This is a genomic window from Flavonifractor sp. DFI.6.63 (assembly GCF_024462255.1).
GTDB classification, from domain to species: domain Bacteria; phylum Bacillota; class Clostridia; order Oscillospirales; family Oscillospiraceae; genus Lawsonibacter_A; species Lawsonibacter_A hominis.
In genome coordinates this window covers 1-19,210 of sequence record NZ_JANGBE010000022.1, presented here as the reverse complement: position 1 = coordinate 19,210, position 19,210 = coordinate 1, and the positions used below count along the sequence as shown (strand labels likewise).

Annotated in this window: 18 protein-coding genes; 1 reads left to right on the top strand and 17 read right to left on the bottom strand. The window is 67.7% G+C overall.

Translation table 11 applies throughout. From position 1 onward, the window contains the following. Positions 1-170: 170 nt before the first annotated feature. Together NE547_RS11865 and NE547_RS11860 are read right to left on the bottom strand one after the other, a co-directional pair. The gene (locus tag NE547_RS11865) at positions 171-1,052 is read right to left on the bottom strand and encodes a carboxypeptidase regulatory-like domain-containing protein (RefSeq protein ID WP_256176026.1); all 882 of its coding nucleotides are present in this window, start codon (positions 1,050-1,052) and stop codon (positions 171-173) included. A gap of 12 nt (positions 1,053-1,064) precedes the next feature. Beyond that, positions 1,065-2,249, bottom strand: coding sequence for a copper amine oxidase N-terminal domain-containing protein (locus tag NE547_RS11860; protein WP_256176025.1), 1,185 nt, complete (start codon positions 2,247-2,249; stop codon positions 1,065-1,067). Between the two features lie 353 nt (positions 2,250-2,602). On the opposite strand from NE547_RS11860, the gene NE547_RS11855 reads away from it, so the two are divergent. Then, positions 2,603-3,145: a stage V sporulation T C-terminal domain-containing protein gene (locus NE547_RS11855; RefSeq protein ID WP_256176024.1), complete on the top strand. Its 543-nt coding sequence runs from the start codon at positions 2,603-2,605 to the stop codon at positions 3,143-3,145. A gap of 63 nt (positions 3,146-3,208) precedes the next feature. Here NE547_RS11855 and NE547_RS11850 read toward each other — a convergent pair whose 3' ends face one another. The 15 genes from NE547_RS11850 to NE547_RS11780 all read right to left on the bottom strand — a co-directional run bounded on the left by NE547_RS11850 (position 3,209) and on the right by NE547_RS11780 (position 19,121). Further along, positions 3,209-4,678, bottom strand: coding sequence for a cobyric acid synthase (locus tag NE547_RS11850; protein ID WP_256176023.1), 1,470 nt, complete (start codon positions 4,676-4,678; stop codon positions 3,209-3,211). A gap of 1 nt (position 4,679) precedes the next feature. Further along, positions 4,680-5,738: a histidinol-phosphate transaminase gene (locus NE547_RS11845; RefSeq protein WP_256176022.1), complete on the bottom strand. Its 1,059-nt coding sequence runs from the start codon at positions 5,736-5,738 to the stop codon at positions 4,680-4,682. 72 nt (positions 5,739-5,810) lie between these two features. After that, positions 5,811-6,788: an adenosylcobinamide-phosphate synthase CbiB gene (cbiB, locus tag NE547_RS11840; RefSeq protein WP_256176021.1), complete on the bottom strand. Its 978-nt coding sequence runs from the start codon at positions 6,786-6,788 to the stop codon at positions 5,811-5,813. Then, complete coding sequence (gene cobK / locus NE547_RS11835) at positions 6,785-8,776, bottom strand: precorrin-6A reductase (RefSeq protein ID WP_256176020.1); 1,992 nt, start codon at positions 8,774-8,776, stop codon at positions 6,785-6,787. Before cobK ends, cbiB begins: the two co-directional genes overlap by 4 nt. Then, positions 8,769-9,500 carry a precorrin-3B C(17)-methyltransferase gene (cobJ, locus tag NE547_RS11830; RefSeq protein ID WP_256176019.1) on the bottom strand — a complete coding sequence of 244 codons (732 nt, stop codon included), beginning with the start codon at positions 9,498-9,500 and terminating at the stop codon, positions 8,769-8,771. The genes cobK and cobJ overlap by 8 nt, the downstream gene beginning before the upstream one ends. Continuing rightward, the gene (locus tag NE547_RS11825) at positions 9,493-10,518 is read right to left on the bottom strand and encodes a cobalt-precorrin 5A hydrolase (protein ID WP_186907710.1); all 1,026 of its coding nucleotides are present in this window, start codon (positions 10,516-10,518) and stop codon (positions 9,493-9,495) included. Before NE547_RS11825 ends, cobJ begins: the two co-directional genes overlap by 8 nt. Continuing rightward, positions 10,515-11,282 (bottom strand): precorrin-4 C(11)-methyltransferase, encoded by a 768-nt coding sequence (cobM, locus tag NE547_RS11820; protein ID WP_186907711.1) that lies wholly within the window; start codon positions 11,280-11,282, stop codon positions 10,515-10,517. The genes NE547_RS11825 and cobM overlap by 4 nt, the downstream gene beginning before the upstream one ends. A 2-nt stretch (positions 11,283-11,284) precedes the next feature. Beyond that, complete coding sequence (gene cbiD, locus NE547_RS11815; protein ID WP_186907712.1) at positions 11,285-12,415, bottom strand: cobalt-precorrin-5B (C(1))-methyltransferase CbiD; 1,131 nt, start codon at positions 12,413-12,415, stop codon at positions 11,285-11,287. A gap of 3 nt (positions 12,416-12,418) precedes the next feature. Then, positions 12,419-13,045, bottom strand: coding sequence for a precorrin-8X methylmutase (locus tag NE547_RS11810; RefSeq protein ID WP_256176018.1), 627 nt, complete (start codon positions 13,043-13,045; stop codon positions 12,419-12,421). After that, positions 13,029-14,447: a cobyrinate a,c-diamide synthase gene (locus NE547_RS11805; RefSeq protein ID WP_256176017.1), complete on the bottom strand. Its 1,419-nt coding sequence runs from the start codon at positions 14,445-14,447 to the stop codon at positions 13,029-13,031. Before NE547_RS11805 ends, NE547_RS11810 begins: the two co-directional genes overlap by 17 nt. Further along, positions 14,444-15,220: a sirohydrochlorin cobaltochelatase gene (locus NE547_RS11800; protein ID WP_256176016.1), complete on the bottom strand. Its 777-nt coding sequence runs from the start codon at positions 15,218-15,220 to the stop codon at positions 14,444-14,446. The genes NE547_RS11805 and NE547_RS11800 overlap by 4 nt, the downstream gene beginning before the upstream one ends. Positions 15,221-15,241: 21 nt before the next feature. Continuing rightward, entirely contained in the window at positions 15,242-16,000 is a 759-nt protein-coding gene (locus NE547_RS11795; protein WP_186907715.1) for an ABC transporter permease, read from the bottom strand. Continuing rightward, positions 16,000-16,848, bottom strand: a complete 849-nt coding sequence (locus NE547_RS11790) for an ABC transporter ATP-binding protein (RefSeq protein ID WP_256176015.1) — start codon at positions 16,846-16,848, stop codon at positions 16,000-16,002. Before NE547_RS11790 ends, NE547_RS11795 begins: the two co-directional genes overlap by 1 nt. Further along, positions 16,845-17,975, bottom strand: a complete 1,131-nt coding sequence (locus NE547_RS11785; protein WP_256176014.1) for an ABC transporter ATP-binding protein — start codon at positions 17,973-17,975, stop codon at positions 16,845-16,847. Before NE547_RS11785 ends, NE547_RS11790 begins: the two co-directional genes overlap by 4 nt. Before the next feature lie 9 nt (positions 17,976-17,984). Further along, entirely contained in the window at positions 17,985-19,121 is a 1,137-nt protein-coding gene (locus NE547_RS11780) for an iron ABC transporter permease (protein WP_186907718.1), read from the bottom strand. Positions 19,122-19,210 lie beyond the last annotated feature (89 nt).

Genomic DNA, 19,210 nt, shown 5'->3' with positions numbered 1-19,210 from the left:
TTGTGCTTTCACAACCAGTTTATAAACCCCTTGATCAGCATCCGCCGTTTCCTGCTGGATGGTCACGCTCCCTTTGGTCTCCGCACTTGCATAGGCTGGGGCCGCAAGACCCGTCACCAGTGCAAAGGTCAATACCAGCGCTACCCATGCTCTTGCTTTTTTCACGCTTTTCATGCCTCCCCTGCCGCATCGACAATAATACTGGAATGATTAAAGTTGCTGAGTAGATAAGTCAAATCATATACGTTGACTGTACCGTTTCCATTGATATCCGCCTTGGAATTCTGTATCTGTTCACCAGAACGGTTAAACTCACCCAGCAACTCCGTCAGGTCGTAAACATTTATCTCCCCGTTGCCGTTCACATCGCCCGCGCCTGACTGAATGTCCACTGGTTGCAGTACGCTCTCCTCTTGAATGGATATGTTACTAATCGTATAAGAGCAATAGCCCGGTTTTGTCACTACCAGTTTGTAACCATTCCCAAGCGGCACACACTCAAACCGATATGCGCCGGATGCATCTGTTGATACAGAAGCAACCTGTTCTCCCTGCGCGTCGTAAAGCGTTACCGCTGCTGCTACTGACGATTCCTGAAATGCTACTGTCCCGCTCACCGGCACCCCTGCGAAATAGATGCCGCCGCCGGTATAGGTACCGTCCTGTCCGACCTTCTCCGCCTCAAATTTCGATGCCGCCGGGGCGGCCAGCTCCGCTCCGCCCACGTATACGTCGGCGCTCTGGCTGCTTTTCAGCAGGAAGCCCTTCGTACTGTCCGTGAGGTTCGCGAAGGCGGCCACACCGTTTTCATCCGCCGCCGCCTGGTCGATGTACAGGATGGAATCCGCCGTCAAGCTATTGAGATCGGTCCCGGCCTTCACCACCAGCAGTACGTACTGATTCTTCGCCGTGCCCTGATAGGTAACGGTAAAGCTGTCGGCCGTCTTATGTTCCACCACCGGTGCGGCGGGCGCTGCCGCCGCCAGCGCGGGGGTACAGAGCGCGGCGGCCAGGCACAGGCCCAGCGTCAGCGCTCCGAGTCTTCGTTTCATTTCCGCTCCTCCTCATTCCAACAGTCCGGACACCAGGGGCGAGAGCATCAGCAGCGTATCCGCCAGCAACTCCTGCTCCAGCGCGCCGTCCAGGTCCCAGGGCGTATCCGCCGGGGACAGGATGACGGCGTTGGTGGCCGCGTCCCACTTCACATCGATGCCCAGCGCCTCCGCCACAAAGCGGATGGGCACCATCGTGCGCTGATGTACCGTGCTGGGGTCCCCGGAAAATTCGGCCGGGGCGTCCATGGAAAACGGCGCTGCGTCCACCGTATATTCCAGGCTGCCCACCGTCATGCGGACCGTCTTCCCGTCCCGCCGGATGACCACCGTCCGGGTCTCGTTCTCCCAGCCCACATCGGCGCCCAGGCGCTCCGCCACAAAACGGACGGGCACAAAGGTCCGCCCATCATGGGCATAGGCCGTCACGCCGGGCTCCCCCGGGTAAATCTCCTGACGGATTCCCTCCACCGAAGCGGCGGAATTTCCGATCTGGAGGATCACGGTGCCGTTCAGGCGTTCCGCCCGCGTCATGCTGCCGCCGGCCGCCGGCGTTCCCGGCTCCGCGGGGGGCTCCGGCGCCGCCACCTCCGTAACAGAGCTCGCGCCGGTCTCCTCCGGGAAGACGATCTCCAGCGTCACCGGAGCGCTGACCCCGGCGTTCAGCACCGCGCCGCCCTCGGGCAAATACGCCTGCCATGCCTCCGTCTTGCCCCGGGCTGCAAGCCGGATCACCGCCGGGGCCGTCCCCGTCTTTTGAAAGCGGAAGGTGAACAGGTCCAGGCCGCCCTCCCCCACAACGGCCACGCCCGTCTGCGGCTGGGCGTCCACCGCCGCGCCCTGCCCCGGCGTTACATAGCCGGTGAAATCGATCAGTCCCCTTTCCGGATCGATGGCGGTGCCGATGGCGGCCATCCAGCCGTCATCCTCCGGTTGGGCAAAGGCGGAAAAGCGCTGGGTCTCCTGCCCGGAGGCGTCCACGGGGCGCACTGTGTCCCCGTCATACCAGAGCACGAACTGGAATGCGTTGAAAGCAGCGTTGTAAATGCGCATCGCTACGGTAAAGCAGCCGTCTGCGTCCGGTTTGCCCGCCTCCAGCAGGACACGGGCACCGGAAGCCTCCGCCGCGCCGGCCGGCGCCAGCAGGCCCACCGCCAAACATACGGCCAGCAGCAATCCGAGCGTTCGTCTCTTCATTTCATTCCTCCTTCCCGCAGGTCCCGCTCTTTCTGTCCATTCCCCGGGGAATGGACGAAAGGGCCATGGCCCTTTCCGGCGCTCTGCGGCAGGGCGGCAGGGGTTTTTGCTCCCACTGCACCCGATTTTATTCCATTTTTGATTATAACCTTCCCATCCCCCCATTTCAAGCTATAATTCCAAGAACCTGCAAAAGCAAAGCCTTAATTTTCCGTTTTTCCAGCCGGCGGCCGCAAAAACCAGGCGCATGGTCTTGTGCCTTCCAAATGAAACCATCTCTCCCGCCTGCATAGGCAAAAGAAACCTGCGGATACTAAGTGCCGTAACACTGAAACCGCAGGAGGAGTTTATATATGAAAGCGACTGGTATCGTGCGCCGTATCGACGACCTCGGGCGCGTGGTCATCCCCAAGGAGATCCGCAGGACGATGCGCATCCGCGAGGGCGACCCGCTGGAGATCTACACGGATAAGGATGGCGGCGTTATTTTCCGGAAATATTCCCTGATGGGCGGTCTGGGCGACTTCGCCGGTCAGATGTGCGAAACGCTCAACAAAACCACAGGTGAGATCGCGGTCATCACCGACCGGGACACCTGCATCGCCGTGGCGGGCACCGCCCGGCGGGAGCTGGCCGACAAGCGGGTCTCCGCCGAACTGGAACAGATCATGGAGGGCCGTCAGATCTATCAGTATAAAGCGGGAGACAGCCCGCTGCCCATCTGTGAGGACGGGGACAAATACCTGATCAACTGTGCCGCGCCCATCCTGTCCGAGGGCGATGTGCTGGGCTGCGTGCTCTTTGCCGGCACGGACAACGACATGAAAAACAACGAAACGCATTATAAGCTGGTACAGACCATTGCAGGGTTTCTGGGACGCCATATGGAGGCCTGATCCCTCCCATAAAAAACGGCTGCCCTTCCGGGCAGCCGTTTCGCATTCCCGCCGTCCGCGGGCTCACTCCGCGCGGCCGTCGAGCACACGGTACACAAAGTCCAGATCCAGTCCGCCGCGCACTCCGTCGGCCAGCCGGTCATATTGCTGCTCCCGGTAAGCCCGCGCGTCGAAGCTGCCCAATCGGGCCGGGTCGGCGCCCTTGCGCGCGCACAGGACGCCCAGCACCGCATCCGCGATGCCGGGGGCGTCGAAAATACCGTGGAGGTAGCTGCCGTAGACGTTTCCGCCCCCCACCAGGATGGGCGCGCGTTCCGCTGCGCTGCGGCCCATGTGGATCTCGTAGCCCTCGTAGGCCATGCCGCTCAGGGGGGCGAGCAGCCCCTCCACCGGACCGAACACGCCCCTGGCCTGCGTCTGCTTCTTCTCCCCCCGGAAGACGGTATCCACCGGCAACAGGCCCAGTCCGGCGGCCTGCGTGACCCCGGCGGCCTCCACGCCCTCCGGGTCGGATACGGTGCGGCCCAGCATCTGATAGCCCCCGCACACGCCAAACACCAGCGTTCCGGCGGCGGCGGCCTTTTGCACCGCCGCCTCCAGCCCGCTCTGGCGCAGCCAGAGCAGATCGGCGATGGTGCTCTTGGTGCCCGGAAGCAGGATCAGGTCCGGCTGATGCAGCTCCCGCACGCTGCCCACATAGCGCAGGGATACGTTTTCATACCGTTCGAAGGGGCTGAAATCGGTGAAGTTGGAAATGCGGGGCAGGCGGATGACCGCAATATCCACCAGCTTGCGGGCGGTGGCGCGGCAGAAGCGCTCAGTCAGGCTGTCCTCGTCGTCGATATCCACGTGGAGATAGGGCACCACCCCCGCCACCGGAACGCCGCACAGCCGCTCCAGCTGCTCCAGTCCGGGCTGAAGGATGGCCCGGTCCCCCCGGAACTTATTGACGATGGTCCCTTTGACCCGCCGGCGCTCCTCCCCGTCCAGCAGGGCGATGGTGCCGTAGAGCTGCGCGAACACGCCGCCCCGGTCGATGTCCCCCACCAGCAGGACGGGGGCGTCCACCAGTTTGGCCAGGCCCATGTTGACGATGTCCTCCCGCTTGAGGTTGATCTCTGCCGGGCTGCCCGCGCCCTCGATGACGATCACGTCGTATTCCGCCGCCAGGCTGTGGTAGGCCTCCAGCACGGCGGGGATGAACTCGTTTTTCCGGCGGTAATATTCCAGGGCCGTCATGTTCCCCACCACCGCGCCGTTCACGATGACCTGACTGCCCATGTCGGTGGTGGGCTTGAGGAGGATGGGGTTCATGCGCACGTCGGGCGCGATGCCCGCCGCCTGCGCCTGGACCACCTGGGCCCGGCCCATCTCGCCGCCCGCAGCGGTGATGAAGGAATTGAGCGCCATATTCTGGCTCTTGAAAGGGGCCGCCCGCAGGCCGTCCTGCCGGAAAATGCGGCACAGCCCCGCCGCCAGCAGACTTTTGCCTGCGTTGGACATGGTCCCCTGGATCATAATGGTTCTGGCCATATCAAGCTTCCTTTCGGAGCGCGCTCAGGGCGCTCAGCAGGGTCTGATTTTCCTCATGCCGCCGCACGGCGATCCGGTACCAGCCCGCGTCCAGGCCGCGGTAATTGGAGCAGTCCCGGACCAGGATCCCCCGCTCCAGCAGGGCGTCCTTCAGGGGCAGCGGGCTGTAAAACAGCAGGTAGTTGGCCTGGGAGGGACAGACATACAGCCCCAGCTGCTCCAGCCCCGCCCGGAGGAAGGCCCGCTCGGCGCGGATGACCCGGCGGGTCCGGGCCAAAAAGGCGCTCTCCCCCAGGGCCGCCACCCCGGCGGCCTGGGCGGGGAGGGAGACATTCCAGGGCTGTACCGTGCGCCCCATGGCCCGGAGCAGCGCCCCGTCGGCGCTGAGGCAGTACCCCAGGCGCAATCCCGCCATACCATAGCTTTTGGTGAATGCCTTCAGCAGGAACAGTCCCGGCTGCTCCGCCAGCAGGGGTTTGAGGGATGCGCTCCGCCCGGGGTCGGCCAGGTCCAGAAAGCATTCGTCCACAAACATGCGGATCTCCTTTTCCCGGCAGATGCGGCAGATCTCCGCCAGCAGGCCGGGCTCCACCAGCTGCCCGGTGGGGTTATTGGGATTGCAGAGGAAGACCACATCCCACGCCGCCTGCCGCAGCACCGGAAGGACCGCCTCCGTCAGGCGGAAGTCCGTGCAGCGGGAAAGGGTGTGGCGCTCCACCCCGCAGCCCGCCGCCGTCAGGGCCGCCGCATACTCGGAAAAGGTGGGGGCCAGCTCCAGCGCCCGCCGGGGACGCAGGGCGGCGCAGTAGGAGAAAATGAGCTCCGCGGCTCCGCAGCCGCAGAGCAGATATTTTTCCGGCACCTGCTCGTAATCCGCCAAAGCCCCCACCAGCGCCCGGCAGTAGGGGTCCGGATAGCGGTCCAGGCAGGCGGCGGACTCCGCCACCGCCCGGCGCACCGCCTCCGGCGTGCCCAGGGGATTGGTGTTGGCGGAAAAATCCAGCGCCACGGGGCGGCCGTAGCGGTCGCCGCCGTGCGGGTTTCCGGTTTGGTAGAGCATGGCGTCACTTCCCTGCGTTTCAAAATCAACGGCCGGATCGCTTTCTTCTCCCGGCACGGCTCCCATCCGGCGTTACAGGCGCCCCGCCAGCAGCGCCAACAGCGCCCGCAGCGCCGCGCTGCACAGCAGGGCCAGCCCCGCCGTCCCGTACATCAGCCGGCAGGCCCGGGGGATATCCGCGTGCTCGATCGCCCGCCGTTCGTCGCCGATGAAGGGCTTTTCGTGCCGCACGCCGTGGTACCATGCGTCCCCCGCCAGGCGCAGACCCAGCAGCCCCGCGCAGACCGACTCGGTCTGCGCGGAATTGGGACTGGCGTGGTTGTGCCGGTCCCGGCGGAAGATACGCCAGCCGCTGCCCACATCCAGTCCCAGCAGCCCCCCCGCCGCCAGCATCAGCAGCGCGGCCAGCCGCGCGGGGAGAAAATTCAGGACATCGTCCATTTTCGCGGGCACCAGCCCGATGTTGCGGTAAGGCGGCTCCACATAGCCCAGCATGGAATCCATCGTGTTGACCGCTTTATAGAAAAAGCCCAGCGGCGCGCCCCCCAGCGCCAGGAAAAAGAGGGGCGCCACCACGCCGTCGGAGGTGTTCTCCGCCACCGTCTCCACCGCGGCACGGGCGACGCCGGCCTCATCCAGCCGCTCGGTGTCCCGGCCCACGATCCAGGAGACGGCCCGGCGGGAGGCCTCCAAGTCCCCCGACTCCAGGGCGGTATAGACCTTCATGCTCTCCTCCCGCAGAGAGCGGACGGCCAGGATCTGCCAGCTCATCACGCTCTGCGCCGCCAGGGCCAGCCAAGGACTCACCCGGCGGCAGGCCCACAGCAGCAGCGCGGGGATCAGCAGGGACAGCCCCGCCGTCAGCACCCACAGCACGCCGCCCGCCCAGCGCTCTCCCGCCGCTGTTTGGGGGAAGCTCCGGCGCAGCATGCGCTCCAGCGCGGAGATCAGTTTCCCGATGAGCGCCACCGGATGGGGGACGCCCCGGGGATCCCCCAGCAGGAGATCCAGCCCAAAGCCGATCAGCAGGGCAGCGAGAGACCATCTCATGAACAGGGCTCCTTTTGTTGAAAGGTGAAGAGGTAGATGGGGTTCTGAGCGCTCATCAGGTGGTAGCGCCCCGCCTTCCGATCACGGGCCACCGTGAGGCAGACCGCCTCGGTCTCCGTAAAGGGGAACGCGTCCCGGCAGGCGTTGAGCTCGGCCACCGACTCCAGGGTGACGGCGGCGGCCACGACGCGGGCGGCGGGGTTTTTCTCCCGCACCAGCGCTAAAATCTCCCGGAGGTTGCCGGAGCTGCCGCCCAGGAACACATGGGTGGGGGCCTCCAGCGCCCGGCAGGCCTCCGGGGCCGTGCCGGGGACGATCTCCAGGTTTCCCGCCTGAAAGCGGGCGCGGTTTTCCTCCAGCAGCGCGCAGGCATCCGCCCGGCGCTCGATGGCGTACACCCGGCCCCGCCGGGCCAGCCGGGCCATCTCGACGGACACCGAGCCGGTGCCCGCCCCCACATCCCAGCACACCGCGTCCTCGGTGAGGCGCAGCTTGGACAGGCACACGGCGCGCACCTCGCTCTTGGTCATGGGCACCACGCCCTCTGCGCCGCCGCCCCGCTGAAAGGCCTCGTCGGGCAGGCCCGGGGTGACGACGCCCCGCCCGGCGGCGGTGTTTTCGATGAGCGCCACGCTGAGGGGGTGGTAGCGGCCCGCGGCCAGCTCGGCGGCGGAGCCGGTGGTGATGCGCTCGTCGGGGTAACTCAGCCGCTCCCCCACGCTCACCCGCACCGCGCCCAGTCCGGCCTCCGCCAGCCGGCGGCAAAGGCGCGCCATGCCGTCCTCCCCGCCTACCAGGGCAAACACCCGGCGGTTGGCCGCCACGTCGGGCACGATGTCATGGTCGCGGCCGTGGACGCTGACCGGGACCACATCCTCATAGCCGGTGCCCAGCCGCGCGCAGAGGCAGACCAGGGAGCTCAGCCCCGGCAGCACCGTCACGTCCCACCCGCTCAGAAGGGGCAGCAGGCGCCGGGCGCCGCTGAAAAAGCCCACGTCCCCGGACAGGGCCACCGCGAAGCGCAGCAGCTCCGGGTGGGCGCGGATCTGCGCGCAGATGGCCTGGGGCTCCACCGCCGCCAGCGCCGTCTGCCCCGGCGCGGCCACCGCTTCCAGCATGCGCGGCGCGCCGATGACGCCGTCCGCCTCCCGCAGGGCGCGGCGCGCCTGCTCCGTCATGGCCGACGCTGCGCCCGGACCGATGCCCACCAGCGTCACCCGGGGGCGGTGGACCAGGCCAAAGCGGGCCCACAGCCTGCGCACCACCGCGTCAAAGGGCTCGCCCTCCCGCTGGGGCGGACGGCCCACGACCACCAGGGTGGCGCCCGTCTCCTCCGCCGCCGCGGCTTTTTCGGCAAATCCCCCGGCGGCGCCCGCCTCTTTCGTCACCAGAAAGCGTGCGCAGACCGCCCGGAGCATGGCGGCGTTCCATTCCCGGGAAAAGGGGCCCTGCACGGCCAGGATGTGTCCCGGCTCCAGCCCCGCCGCCCGGCAGGCCTCCAGCGAGGCCGCCATGGGCAGCACCCGGGCATAGACCCGGCGGGCAAAGTCCGTCATGCCGCTGTAACGGGCCAGTTCCTTGCTGCCGGTGGTCAGCAGCACGTTGCCCGGCTTTCCCTCCAGATAAGCCGCCGCCGCCGCGCTGTCCGGCACAAAGACCGCCCCGGCCTGCGCCCCGCTCTCCGGACGCAGCAGGCGCAGGTATTCCGTGCCCGCCGCCCGGCAGGCCGCGGCAATGTTTTCCGTCGCCACAGGGGCGTAGGGGTGGGTGGCGTCCACCACGCAGTCGAAGCCCTCCCGCCGGAAGAGCTCCTGCATCTCCTCCCGGGTCAGGGGCTGGGCGGAGACCGTCAGGTTCTCCCCCTCCGGCAGCAGGCTCCGGCCGTATTCCGTGGCTACGCAGATGGTGACGGACACGCTCTGCCCGGCCAGCAGCTGGGCCAGCTTCCGCCCCTCGGTGGTACCGGCGAACAGGCACAGCTTACCCATGGCGGTACCCCCTGGGGGTGACCAGCCGCCCGCCGATCACCCGGGTGGTGCTGTTGCCGATGAAGATGGTGCAGAACATGTCGGCGGGGTAGTCCGCCAGCTCCTCCAGGGTCAGCACCATGCCGCTTTCCCCGTCCCGGCCGATGCTGCGGGCCACGCCGCAGGGCCGCTCCGGCGGCAGGCTGCGCAGCAGGATCCCGCAGGCGCGGCGCAGATGCTCGGGCCGCCCATGGCTGGCCGGGTTGTAGAGGACGATGGACAGGTCCCCTGCTGCGGCGGCCTCCAGCCGCGCCTCGATGGCCGGCCAGGGGGTCAGCCGGTCGCTGAGGCTGATCACGGCAAAATCGTGGGTCAGCGGCGCGCCCAGCACCGCCGCGCCGCTGCACGCCGCCGTCAGTCCGGGCACCACCGCGATCTCCGGTGCGGAACGCTCCCCCCGCAGCTCGTAGACCAGGGCCGCCAGGCCGTACACGCCGCTGTCCCCGGAGCAGACGAGGGCGGTCTCCTTCCCGCGCTCCGCCAGCTCCAGCGCCATGCGGCAGCGTTCGCTCTCCCGTGTCATGGGGGTGGTGTAAAATTCCTTGTCCGGGTAGCGCGGGCGGACCAAGTCCACATAGACGTGATAGCCCACGATCGCCCGGCTGGCCTGCAGGGCCCTGTGGGCCCGCAGGGTCATATTGTCCGCGTCTCCCGGGCCGATGCCCACTACCGTCAGTTTAGCCAAAGCGCACCTCCCAATGCTCCGCCGCCACGGCCACGGTTACGCCGTCCCGGGCGGTCTTTTTCACCAGCAGCCGCTCCGCGCCCAGCAAGGCGGCGCGCTCGCACACATTGTCCACCCCCGTGACCGTCCGGACGAAGGCCGACGGGGTAAAGGCCCCCTCCACCGCCGCCAGCTCCCCGGCGGAGTGGAACCGGACCGGCCACCCCTTTTCCCGGCAGAAGGCCAGAAGGCCCGGCTCCTCCGCCTTCAGGTCGATGGAGGCGGCGCACTTCACCGCACGGGGGTGGATGGCATGCTCCTCCAGTACCTGCTCCACCAGCGCCCGGATGGCCTCCGCCGGGGTCCCCCGGCGGCAGCCCAGCCCCACGTGGAGCACCGGCGGCACCAGCAGCAGGGTCTCCCCGAACGGGCGGCGGCGCCGCCAGGAGACACAGATGCCCACCGCTCCGCGCTCGCCCGCCTCCGTCCCGGCCGGCAGGGGGCCGGTCACGGGGAAATCGCTGCTCAGGGGGACCGGGCCCTCCAGAATGGCGGCGGACACCGCCTTGGCCGTGCGCATACTGTCGATGGCAAGCCCCTGTTGGGCCGCCCAGGCGTCCACCGAGAACCGGCCGTTCACGTCGGTGGCGGTGGTGATCACGCCGGTGGCGCCCAGCCCGGCGGCCACCCGGCGCGTCAGCTCATTGGCCCCGCCGATGTGGCCGGAGAGCAGGGAGATGACGAACTGCCCCCGCTCGTCCGCCACCAGCACGGCGGGATCGGTGCGCTTGTCCGCCACGTAGGGGGCGATGGCCCGCACCGCGATGCCGCAGGCCCCCACAAAAACGACGGCGTCCGCCCACGCCATCACCGGGCCGGTAAACCGGCTCAGCGGCGGCACGACGGCCTCAAAATCCTCCTGGGCATACCGCGCCATGGTATAGGCCCGGCATTCGTCCCCCGCGCCGCAGGCCGCCCCGCGCACCCGCCGGGCGGTGTCGCAGCCCCGGCGGCTGAAGGCAAACAGGGCCAGCTTCATGTCTCGTCCCCGTCGCTTCCCTGCCGGAACGCGGTGGTAAAGGCGGGGTCATAGAGGCGGGAGCGCCGGTATTCCTGCCCCATACAGCCGCCCACGATGATCAGCGCGGTCTTGGTGATGCCGCTCCCGGTCACCGCGGCGTGCAGGGTGCCCACGGTGCAGCGGACGATCCGCTCGTCGGGCCAGGTGGCCTTGTAGACCACCGCGGCCGGGGTGTCCGCCGGATAGCCCCCCGCCAGCAGCTCCGCCTGAAGCGTTTCGGTCAGCCCGGCGCTGAGAAACAGCACCATGGTGGAGCGGTGGGCGGCCAGGGCGCGGATGGACTCCCGCTCCGGCACGGCGGTGCGCCCGGCGGTGCGGGTGATGATGACGCTCTGGCTCACGCCGGGCAGGGTATACTCCGCCCGCAGGGAGGCGGCCGCGCCGCAGAATGCGCTGACGCCGGGGCAGACGTCATAGTCCACCCCCATCGCCTCCAGCCGGTCGAACTGCTCCCGTACCGCGCCGTAAATGCTGGAGTCCCCGGTGTGCAGGCGCACGGTGGTCTTGCCCGCCGCCTCCGCCGCGGCGATGGTCTCCAGCACCTGCTCCAGGGTCATCTCCGCACTGTTGTGGATCTCACAGCCGGGCTTGGTGCCCGCCAGCAGCTCGGGGTTGACCAGAGACCCGGCGTAGATGACCACGTCGGCCTCCCTCAGCAGCCGGGCGCCCCGCACCGTGATCAGATCCGCCGCGCCGCTTCCGGCGCCCACAAAATGTACCATTGCTATCCCTCCCTGATGTGTTGCAGCAGCGCCGGCGCCTGTCCCGTCTCTCCCAGCAGGCCGAAGGCCTTGGAAAAGAGTATCGCGCCGGTCCGCAGCTGCTCGCCCGCCCGGTTGGCCAGATGGAGCTCCACCCGCCCCGTCAGGCGGCGCAGCGTCTCCTCGCAGATCCCGTGTTCCCGCAAGACCCGCAGGGCCTCGTCGCAGCTGACGCAGGCGAGCACCGCCCCGCTCCCCGCCGCATCCAGCCCCGCCGCCCCGGCGTGGGCGGCCAGCAGCTCCATGCGGCAGTCTCCGTACTTGGAGTGGGTGTTGAGCATTCCCCCCGCCAGCTTGACCAGCTTGCCGATATGCCCCACCAGCAGCGCGCCCCGGAACCCCAGCTCCCGGCACAGGTCCAGGCTCTCCCCGATGAAATTGGAGGTCTGCACCGCCCGCTCCGGGTCGAGGCCCAGCGACGTGCGGATAAACTCCGCGCCGTAATTGCCCGGCGTCAGCAGCACGTACTCCGCCCCGCCCGCCCGGCGCTGGCTCAGCTCCAGGCGGATGGTATCCACCAGGGCCTGCTCGCTCATGGGCTCCACGATGCCGGTGGTGCCCAGGATGGAGATGCCGCCCGCGATGCCCAGCCGGGGATTGAAGGTCTTTTTCGCCAGGGCCTCCCCCTCCGGGGCGGAGATCACCACCGACAGCCCGCCCCGGTAGTCCAGCGCCCGGCAGACCTCCCCGACGTTCTCCCGGATCATCTTCCGGGGCACCGAGTTGATGGCGGCGGCCCCCACCGGCTGATCCAGGCCGGGCCTGGTCACCCGGCCCACGCCGGCGCCGCCGTCGATCCAGACGCCGGGGCCGTCCCGTTTGGACACGGCGGCGAAGATCAGCGTCCCCCGGGTCACGTCCGGGTCGTCGCCGGGGTCCTTTTCAATCGCGCACGAGACCTGCCCGGCCCCCAGTTCGATGGCCCGGACCGCCAGCTCCAGCCGGACTCCGCCGGGGGTGGTCAGACCGATCTGCTCCCGCCGCCGGCCGGTCAGCAGCATCCAGGCCGCCGCCTTGGCCGCCGCCGCCGCGCAGGACCCGGTGGTATACCCCAGCCGCAGGCGCTTCCCCGCCCGGACGATATACTCCTCCATGGCTCAGCGGGCGATCTGATAGAGCATGGCATTGCAGATGGCGGCGGCCACATTGCTGCCGCCCTTCCGGCCCCGGGCCACGATATAGGGCGCGCCGGCGTCCATGATCTGCTGCTTGCTCTCCACCACGTTCACAAAGCCCACCGGCACGCCGATGACCAGCGCCGGGGACAGCGCCCCGCCGCGGATCAGCTCCCCCAGCTCCAGCAGGGCGGTGGGGGCGTTGCCGACGGCAAAGATACAGGGCTTTTTCACATGCTCCGCCGCCCACCGCATGGACGCCGCGGCGCGGGTGCTCCCCCGCCGCCCGGCCAGCGCGGCCACCTCCGCCTCGGACATGAAGCAGTGCACCTGCCCCCCCAGGCCCTCCAGCACCCGCTTATTGATGCCCGAACGGGCCATCTGGGTATCGGTGACGATATCGCATCCGGCGCGCAGGGCGGCGATGCCCTGCGCGACCGCATGGTCGGAAAAGGCCAGGTTTTCGGCATAATCGAAATCGGCGGTGGTATGGATCACCCGCTTGACCACCAGCTCGTTTTCCGCCGGGATGACCCGCTCCCCCAGCAGCTGAGTAATGATCTCAAAGCTGCGCCGTTCAATGTCCATGGGCTTATCGTACTCGATCATGACGTTCTTTCTCCTTTAAACAGGCCTCATAAAACCGCGTGGCAAAGGCCGGATTGGCGTAAAAATGGAAGTGGGGATAGCCCGCGTAGAGGGTCGGGGTGGCGACGGCGCACGTCCAGCTGCGGCCGGTGGGTTTGACGGCGGTGAAGTCCTCTCCCCGCTCCGTGGCGTCCCAGCGGTGGAACTCGTGGCCCCGGATCTCCTCTCCCGCCCGGCACAGCAGATTGTCCCGCCTGGCCCGCAGGGTCACATAGCCGAAGCGCACCAGCCTCCCCGCGTCGGCGCAGGTCCCGGGCAGGACGCCCGCCATGGGAGCGCCGGCAATGGCCTGGGTCAGGTACATAAAGCCGCCGCACTCGGCGATGCAGGGCAGGCCGCCCTCCACCGCCGCGCGGATCGCGGCGCGCAGGGACGCGTTTTCACTCAGGGCAGGGGCGTACAGCTCCGGATAGCCGCCCCCCAGATAGAGCCCGTGGATCTCCTCCGGCAGCGCCGGGTCGGCCAGCGGGCTGAAGGGGACCAGCTCCGCCCCCAGCTCCGTCAGGGCGGCCAGGCTGTCCTCATAGTAAAAGCAGAAGGCCCTGTCCCGGGCCACGGCGATGCGCACCGGCCGGTCAAAGCGGGGCAGGCGCACCGGCTCGTACTCCAGCGGCGGCGCGCTGCGCGCCAGCTCCAGCAGCCCGTCCAGGTCGATGCTTCGCTCCGCCTGACGGGCCAGCCGCGCCAGCTTCTCCCGCAGATCGGAGACCTCTGCGGCGGTGACCAGCCCCAGATGGCGGCTGGAGAGGGCACACTCCGGCAGCACGGGCAAAAACCCCAGGGGGCGCACCCGCCCCCCGAACCGCTCCCGGATGGCCGCCGCCAGCGCCGGATAGGCCCCTTCGGAGCACTGGTTGAGAAGGACGCCCTGGACCGGATGGTCGGGGCAGAAGTCCAAAAAGCCCTGGAGCACCGCCAGCGCCGAAAGCGCCGTCCCCTTGGCGCCTACCACCAGCACCACGGGCGTTTGGGTCCACCGGGCCACCTCGTAGGTGCTGGCCCGGGTGGTGGTAAGCCCCAGGCCGTCGTAGTACCCCATGACCCCCTCGATGACGCTGACCGCCCTGCCGGCGGCATGCCGGGCCAGCAGGAAGCGCAGGGTATTTTCCGTAAAGAAGAAGGGGTCCAGATTGGCGCTGGGCGCGCCGATGACGCGGCTGTGAAACATGGGGTCGATGTAGTCCGGCCCGCATTTGAAGCTGCCCGTATCGATCCCCCGGTCCACCAGCGCCTGAAGCACCGCGCAGGCCAGGGTGGTTTTTCCGCAGCCGCTGTTGGTGCCCGCCAGCAGCAGGCGCGGCAGGTTCTGCTGCATCCGCCCGTCCCCCTCCGTTTCGTTTGAATGGATCTGTTTCGCGCTCAATCCAGGCCTCCGGCGGCCTGGAGGGCCCGGCGCACATACAGCGCCCGGATGCCGTCCAGACGGCCCAGCCCGCCCAGAACGCAGGCGGTCCGGAGGCCGGCCGCCTCCAGCCGCGCCCGGAGGCTTCCGGGCGCCGGGCCCGCCATGTCGTTTTTGGCGTGATCCCCGGCCGCCAGCAGCAGCGGGACCAGCAGGACCCGGGGCCGTCCCAGCGCGGCCAGCTCCGCCGCCGCGTCTTCAAAGGTGGGGACGCCCTCCACCGTGCACAGGCGCACCGCCGCCCCCGGCAGCGCCCGCAGGCGCCGGGCCATGGCCTCATAGAGGGCGTTGGCCGCATGGGCGGTGCCGTGCCCCATCAGCAGCAAGGCCGTATCCTCCCCCACCGGATAGGCCTGCCGCAGGGCGGCGATCACGCCGTCCAGGTCGTCCTCTCCGTACAAAAGCGGGCGGCCCGCCCGCACCTCCAGTCCGTCGGCCGCCGTCAGGGCCGCGCACAGGCCGTCGTACTCTTCGCCGGGGATGAGCAGGGTGGGCTGGACGACCACCCGCCCCATGCCGTCGGAGCGGATCCGCGCGAGGGCCTCCTCCACGCTGTCCACATGCATGTTCTGCCGCTCCCGCAGGCGGCGGCGCACGACGCCGCTGGTAAAGGCCCGGTAGACCGGGCAGCCGGGGAAGGCGTCGGCCAGCGCCTCCTCCACCGGGACGATATCCGCCCGAAGGGCGTCCAAATGGGTGGTGCCGAAGCTGACGGCCAAAACGGCTGTTCGCATGGCGTTTCTCCTTTCGTCAGACTACAGGTTCTTGCGCCGTAGGACCACCAGATTGGCCACGGCCAGGAAGGCGGCGGCGTACAGGGCCAGCACCCCCAGGCTCAGCAGGCTGGGCGCGGCGCCGTAAGCCATGGAACGCAGCGACCCGCTGGCATGGGTCAGGGGCAGGAGCCGGATGAGCGTCTGCACAGCCCCGGGCACCCGGTCCAGCGGGAAGAAGGTATTGCACAGGAAGGTCATCGGCAGGATGACAAAGGTGGAAAACCGGGTGATGTCCGCGTGGGTGCTGGCCAGGACGGCCGCCATGACCCCCAGGGCCCCGAAGGTCATTCCGTTGAGCAGCATCACCAGGAAAAAGGCCGGGCTCAGGCACATAGAGGCCCCGAAGGGGAACGAAAGCAGCAGGATGAGCACGCCGCTGTACATCCCCCGCAGGGATCCCCCCAGCATCTGGCCGAAAATATAGGCCGGCATAGGAGTGGGGGATATGATGATATGATCGAAGGAGTGCTCAAACAGGCGCTGGACGTTCAGCGGCTGGGCCACAGCGGAAAAGCTGGTGTTCATGGTGGTCAGGGCGAGGATGCCCGGCACCAGGAAATCAATGTAGGGCCGTTCGGTGACGGCGCTGGCCGAGCCCAGGCCCCATCCCAGCGCGATCAGATACAGCAGGGGACTCACCAGGGCGGAAGCGGTGATCTTCTTCCACTCGAAGCGAAACTCCACCCACTTCTCCCACAGCACGGTGACGACTGCGTTCACGATCGGATTTTGCCGCATCACACCGCCTCCAATCCGCGCCCCACCTGGGTCAGGAACACGTCTTCCAGCGTGGTCCTGCGCAGAAGGATCGGCTCGCTCCGCCCGCCGGCGTAGGCAAGGGCCGCCTCCTTGTCTGGAAAGAACGCGCTTTGGGTGTGATCTCCCGCAAACACGTCCACCGCCACCGGCCCCAGCAGGCGGATCAGGTTTTCCGGCGTATCCAGCCGCGCCACCCGCCCCTGGTCGATGAGCGCCACACGCTGGCACAGGCTTTCGGCCTCTTCAATATAATGGGTGGTCAGCAGAATGGTCAATCCCTGACGGTTCAGGGTGCGCAGCAGGTCCCACATCTGCCGCCGGGAGGCCGGGTCCAGCCCAATAGTGGGCTCGTCGAGGATCAGGATCTCCGGGTCGGTGAGCAGAGCGCGGCAGAGCATGAGCTTGCGCTTCATACCTCCGGACAGCCTGCGCACCGTCTTGTTCCGGTGTCCGGTCAGGGCGCAGAAGGCCAGCAGCTCTTCCCGGCGCCGCAGGATGCGCTCCTGCGGGATGCCGTAGAGCCGCCCCTGCAATTCCATGATCTGATCCAGCGTCATATCGCTGCGCAGGGAGTTGTGCTGGGTGATCAGCGCCAGCTTGCGTTTGATGTCCCCCCGGCGGCGGCCCAGCGTCTCTCCGTCGATCCGGATCTCCCCCGCCGAGGGCAGCAGCAGGGTGGACAGGATGCTGATAAGGGTGGTCTTCCCCGCCCCGTTGGGGCCCAGCAGGCCGAAAAACGCCCCTGATTCGATGGTCAGGGACACATCGTCCAGGGCGTTGATCCCGCTTTGGGGATAGCGCTTGCTCACATGACAAATCTCGATCATACGCCGCTCTCCTTTTCCTGCCATCCCTTCCAGCCCCGGTACACGCGCAGGCCTTTCTCCCGGGCCAGTTCCAGCAGGCGGCCGTTCATCCGGTTGAACACGGCGACGGGGGTCCCTGCGTCGATGACCGCCCCGGCCCGCAGCAGGGCCTGCTCCGCCGCGCGGCACAGCGCCTCGCCGGCGGGCTCGAACGCGGGAGCGGCGTACACGTGGTCGCTCAGCTCCCGGGCCACCTGAAAATCCACGTCGTTTTCAAACAGGACGCCGGTGGCAAAGGGCACCTGCTGCTTTTGCAGGGCACGGTAGCAGGGCACGCCGAAGCCGCCGCCCCCCACCACGAAGACCTGAGGCGCCCCTTCGGGGCGGGTCAGCTCCACGCTGCCGAAGAGCAGGTTGTAGGAGCCGTGCTCGATCTCATAAAGCCGGTCGATCTCGCCTCCCGCGAACAGCTCCTCCGGCGGACCGAACCGGGCGACGGTATCCCCCTTGACGCACAGAAGGTAGTCGGAGATCTTCATGGCCAGGTCGATCTCATGCAGGGACATGACCACCGTAACACGCTGCTCCCGGGCCATTTCCCGGAGAATATCCAGCAGCTCGATCTTATGGCGGATATCCAGATAGGCGGTAGGCTCGTCCAGGACGATGACCTGGGGCTGCTGGCAGATGGCCCGGGCCAGCATGATCCGCTGGCGCTGGCCGTCGCTGAGGGTGGCGAAGTCCCGCTCCTCCAGCTCCAGGGCGTGGACCCGCTCCAGGGCCTGACGGACGATGCGCTTGTCGGTCTCGGTCAGTTTGCCCAGGGCGTTGGTGTAGGGATAGCGGCCCATCGCCACCACTTCGCCGCAGGTCATCAGTTCCGGACGGATCCGGTCGGTAAGCACCACCGCCACCTGCCGGGCCATCTCCCGGGCCGACCAGGCGTATACCTCCCGCCCGCCGATGTACACCATGCCGCCCAGCTTGGTCAGATGGCGGGTGATGGACTTGAGGATGGTGGACTTCCCCGCCCCGTTGGGGCCGATCAGCGTGAGGATCGTCCCCTTTTCGATCTGGATGCTGATGTCGTGTATGAGCACCTGCCCGTCATAGCCCACGGCCAGATCTTCCGTTTTGAAATATCCCATCGCAGCCTCCTACTCCTGGCCCCTGCGGCGGCGCAGCATCATCCAGATGACCACCGGCGCGCCAAAGGCGGAGGTGACGGTGCCGATGGCCAGCTCGGTGGGCGAAAACGCCGTACGGGCGATCAGGTCGCAGAAAATGCAAAACACCGCGCCGCACAGATACGTGACCGGGATGACCAGCACGGGCCGGGAGGTCTTGAGCAGGGAGCGGGTGATATGGGGCACTGCGATCCCCACAAAGGAAATAGGACCGGCAAAGGCGGTGACACAGGCGGAGAGCAGGCTGGAGAGCAGGATGAGCAGCGCTCGGAAGAGCTTGATGTTGATGCCCAGGCTCCGGGCGTACCCCTCTCCCAGCGCATAGGCCCCGATGGGCTTGCTCAAAAGCCAGGCCGCCCCCAGTCCCAGCAGGCAGATCCACGCCGCGGTGGTCACGCTGCTCCAGTTCGCCCCGGAAAAGCTGCCCATGGACCAGCTGGTCAGGTTGACGATGTCCTCCTCCTTGGCAAAGGTGATGCAGAAGTCGGTGATGGCGCCGCAGACATAGCCCACCATGATGCCGATGACCAGCAGCATCGACATGCCATGTACCCGCTGGGAGAAGATCAGCACGATGCCCGCGATGAGCAGGGAGCCTGCAAAGGCGGAGAGGATCATGACCGTAGAGCTGATCCGGCTGAGATACCGGCTGAGGAAGATCATGGTGATCCCCACCACCATCTTGGCCCCCGAGGAGATCCCCAATACGAAGGGTCCGGCAATGGGGTTGCGGAAGAAGGTCTGGAGCAGAAACCCGGAGACGGAGAGCGCGCCCCCCAGAATGGCGGCCAGCAGCATCCGGGGCATCCGGATGCTGAAAATGATCTTGCTCTCGGTGGAGCCGTCCAGCACCGCCTGGAGCGCCTCGGCGTAAGCGCCGCCGGTAAACACTTCCATGACCTTCAGCCGCAGAGCATCCCACACCATACGGAATACCGCTCCGGCCGGGATTTGTACGGAGCCTGTATTGACATTCAGCACCAAACCCCAGGCCAGCAGTCCGGCCAGGACCGCCACCACGGCCGCAAAGCGCCCGACAGCGGTCAGGCGCTTTGCGCGCCGCCCCGTTTCCGCCAGGTGCGGGGCGGTTTGCAGCTTCGTTTCCATAGCTTGCCGCCTTTCCAACGATACTGGATAGAAGGAAATCGGCAGGGCGGAAGGCCCCGCCCTGCCGCGGGGGGGGGGGGGGGGCCCGC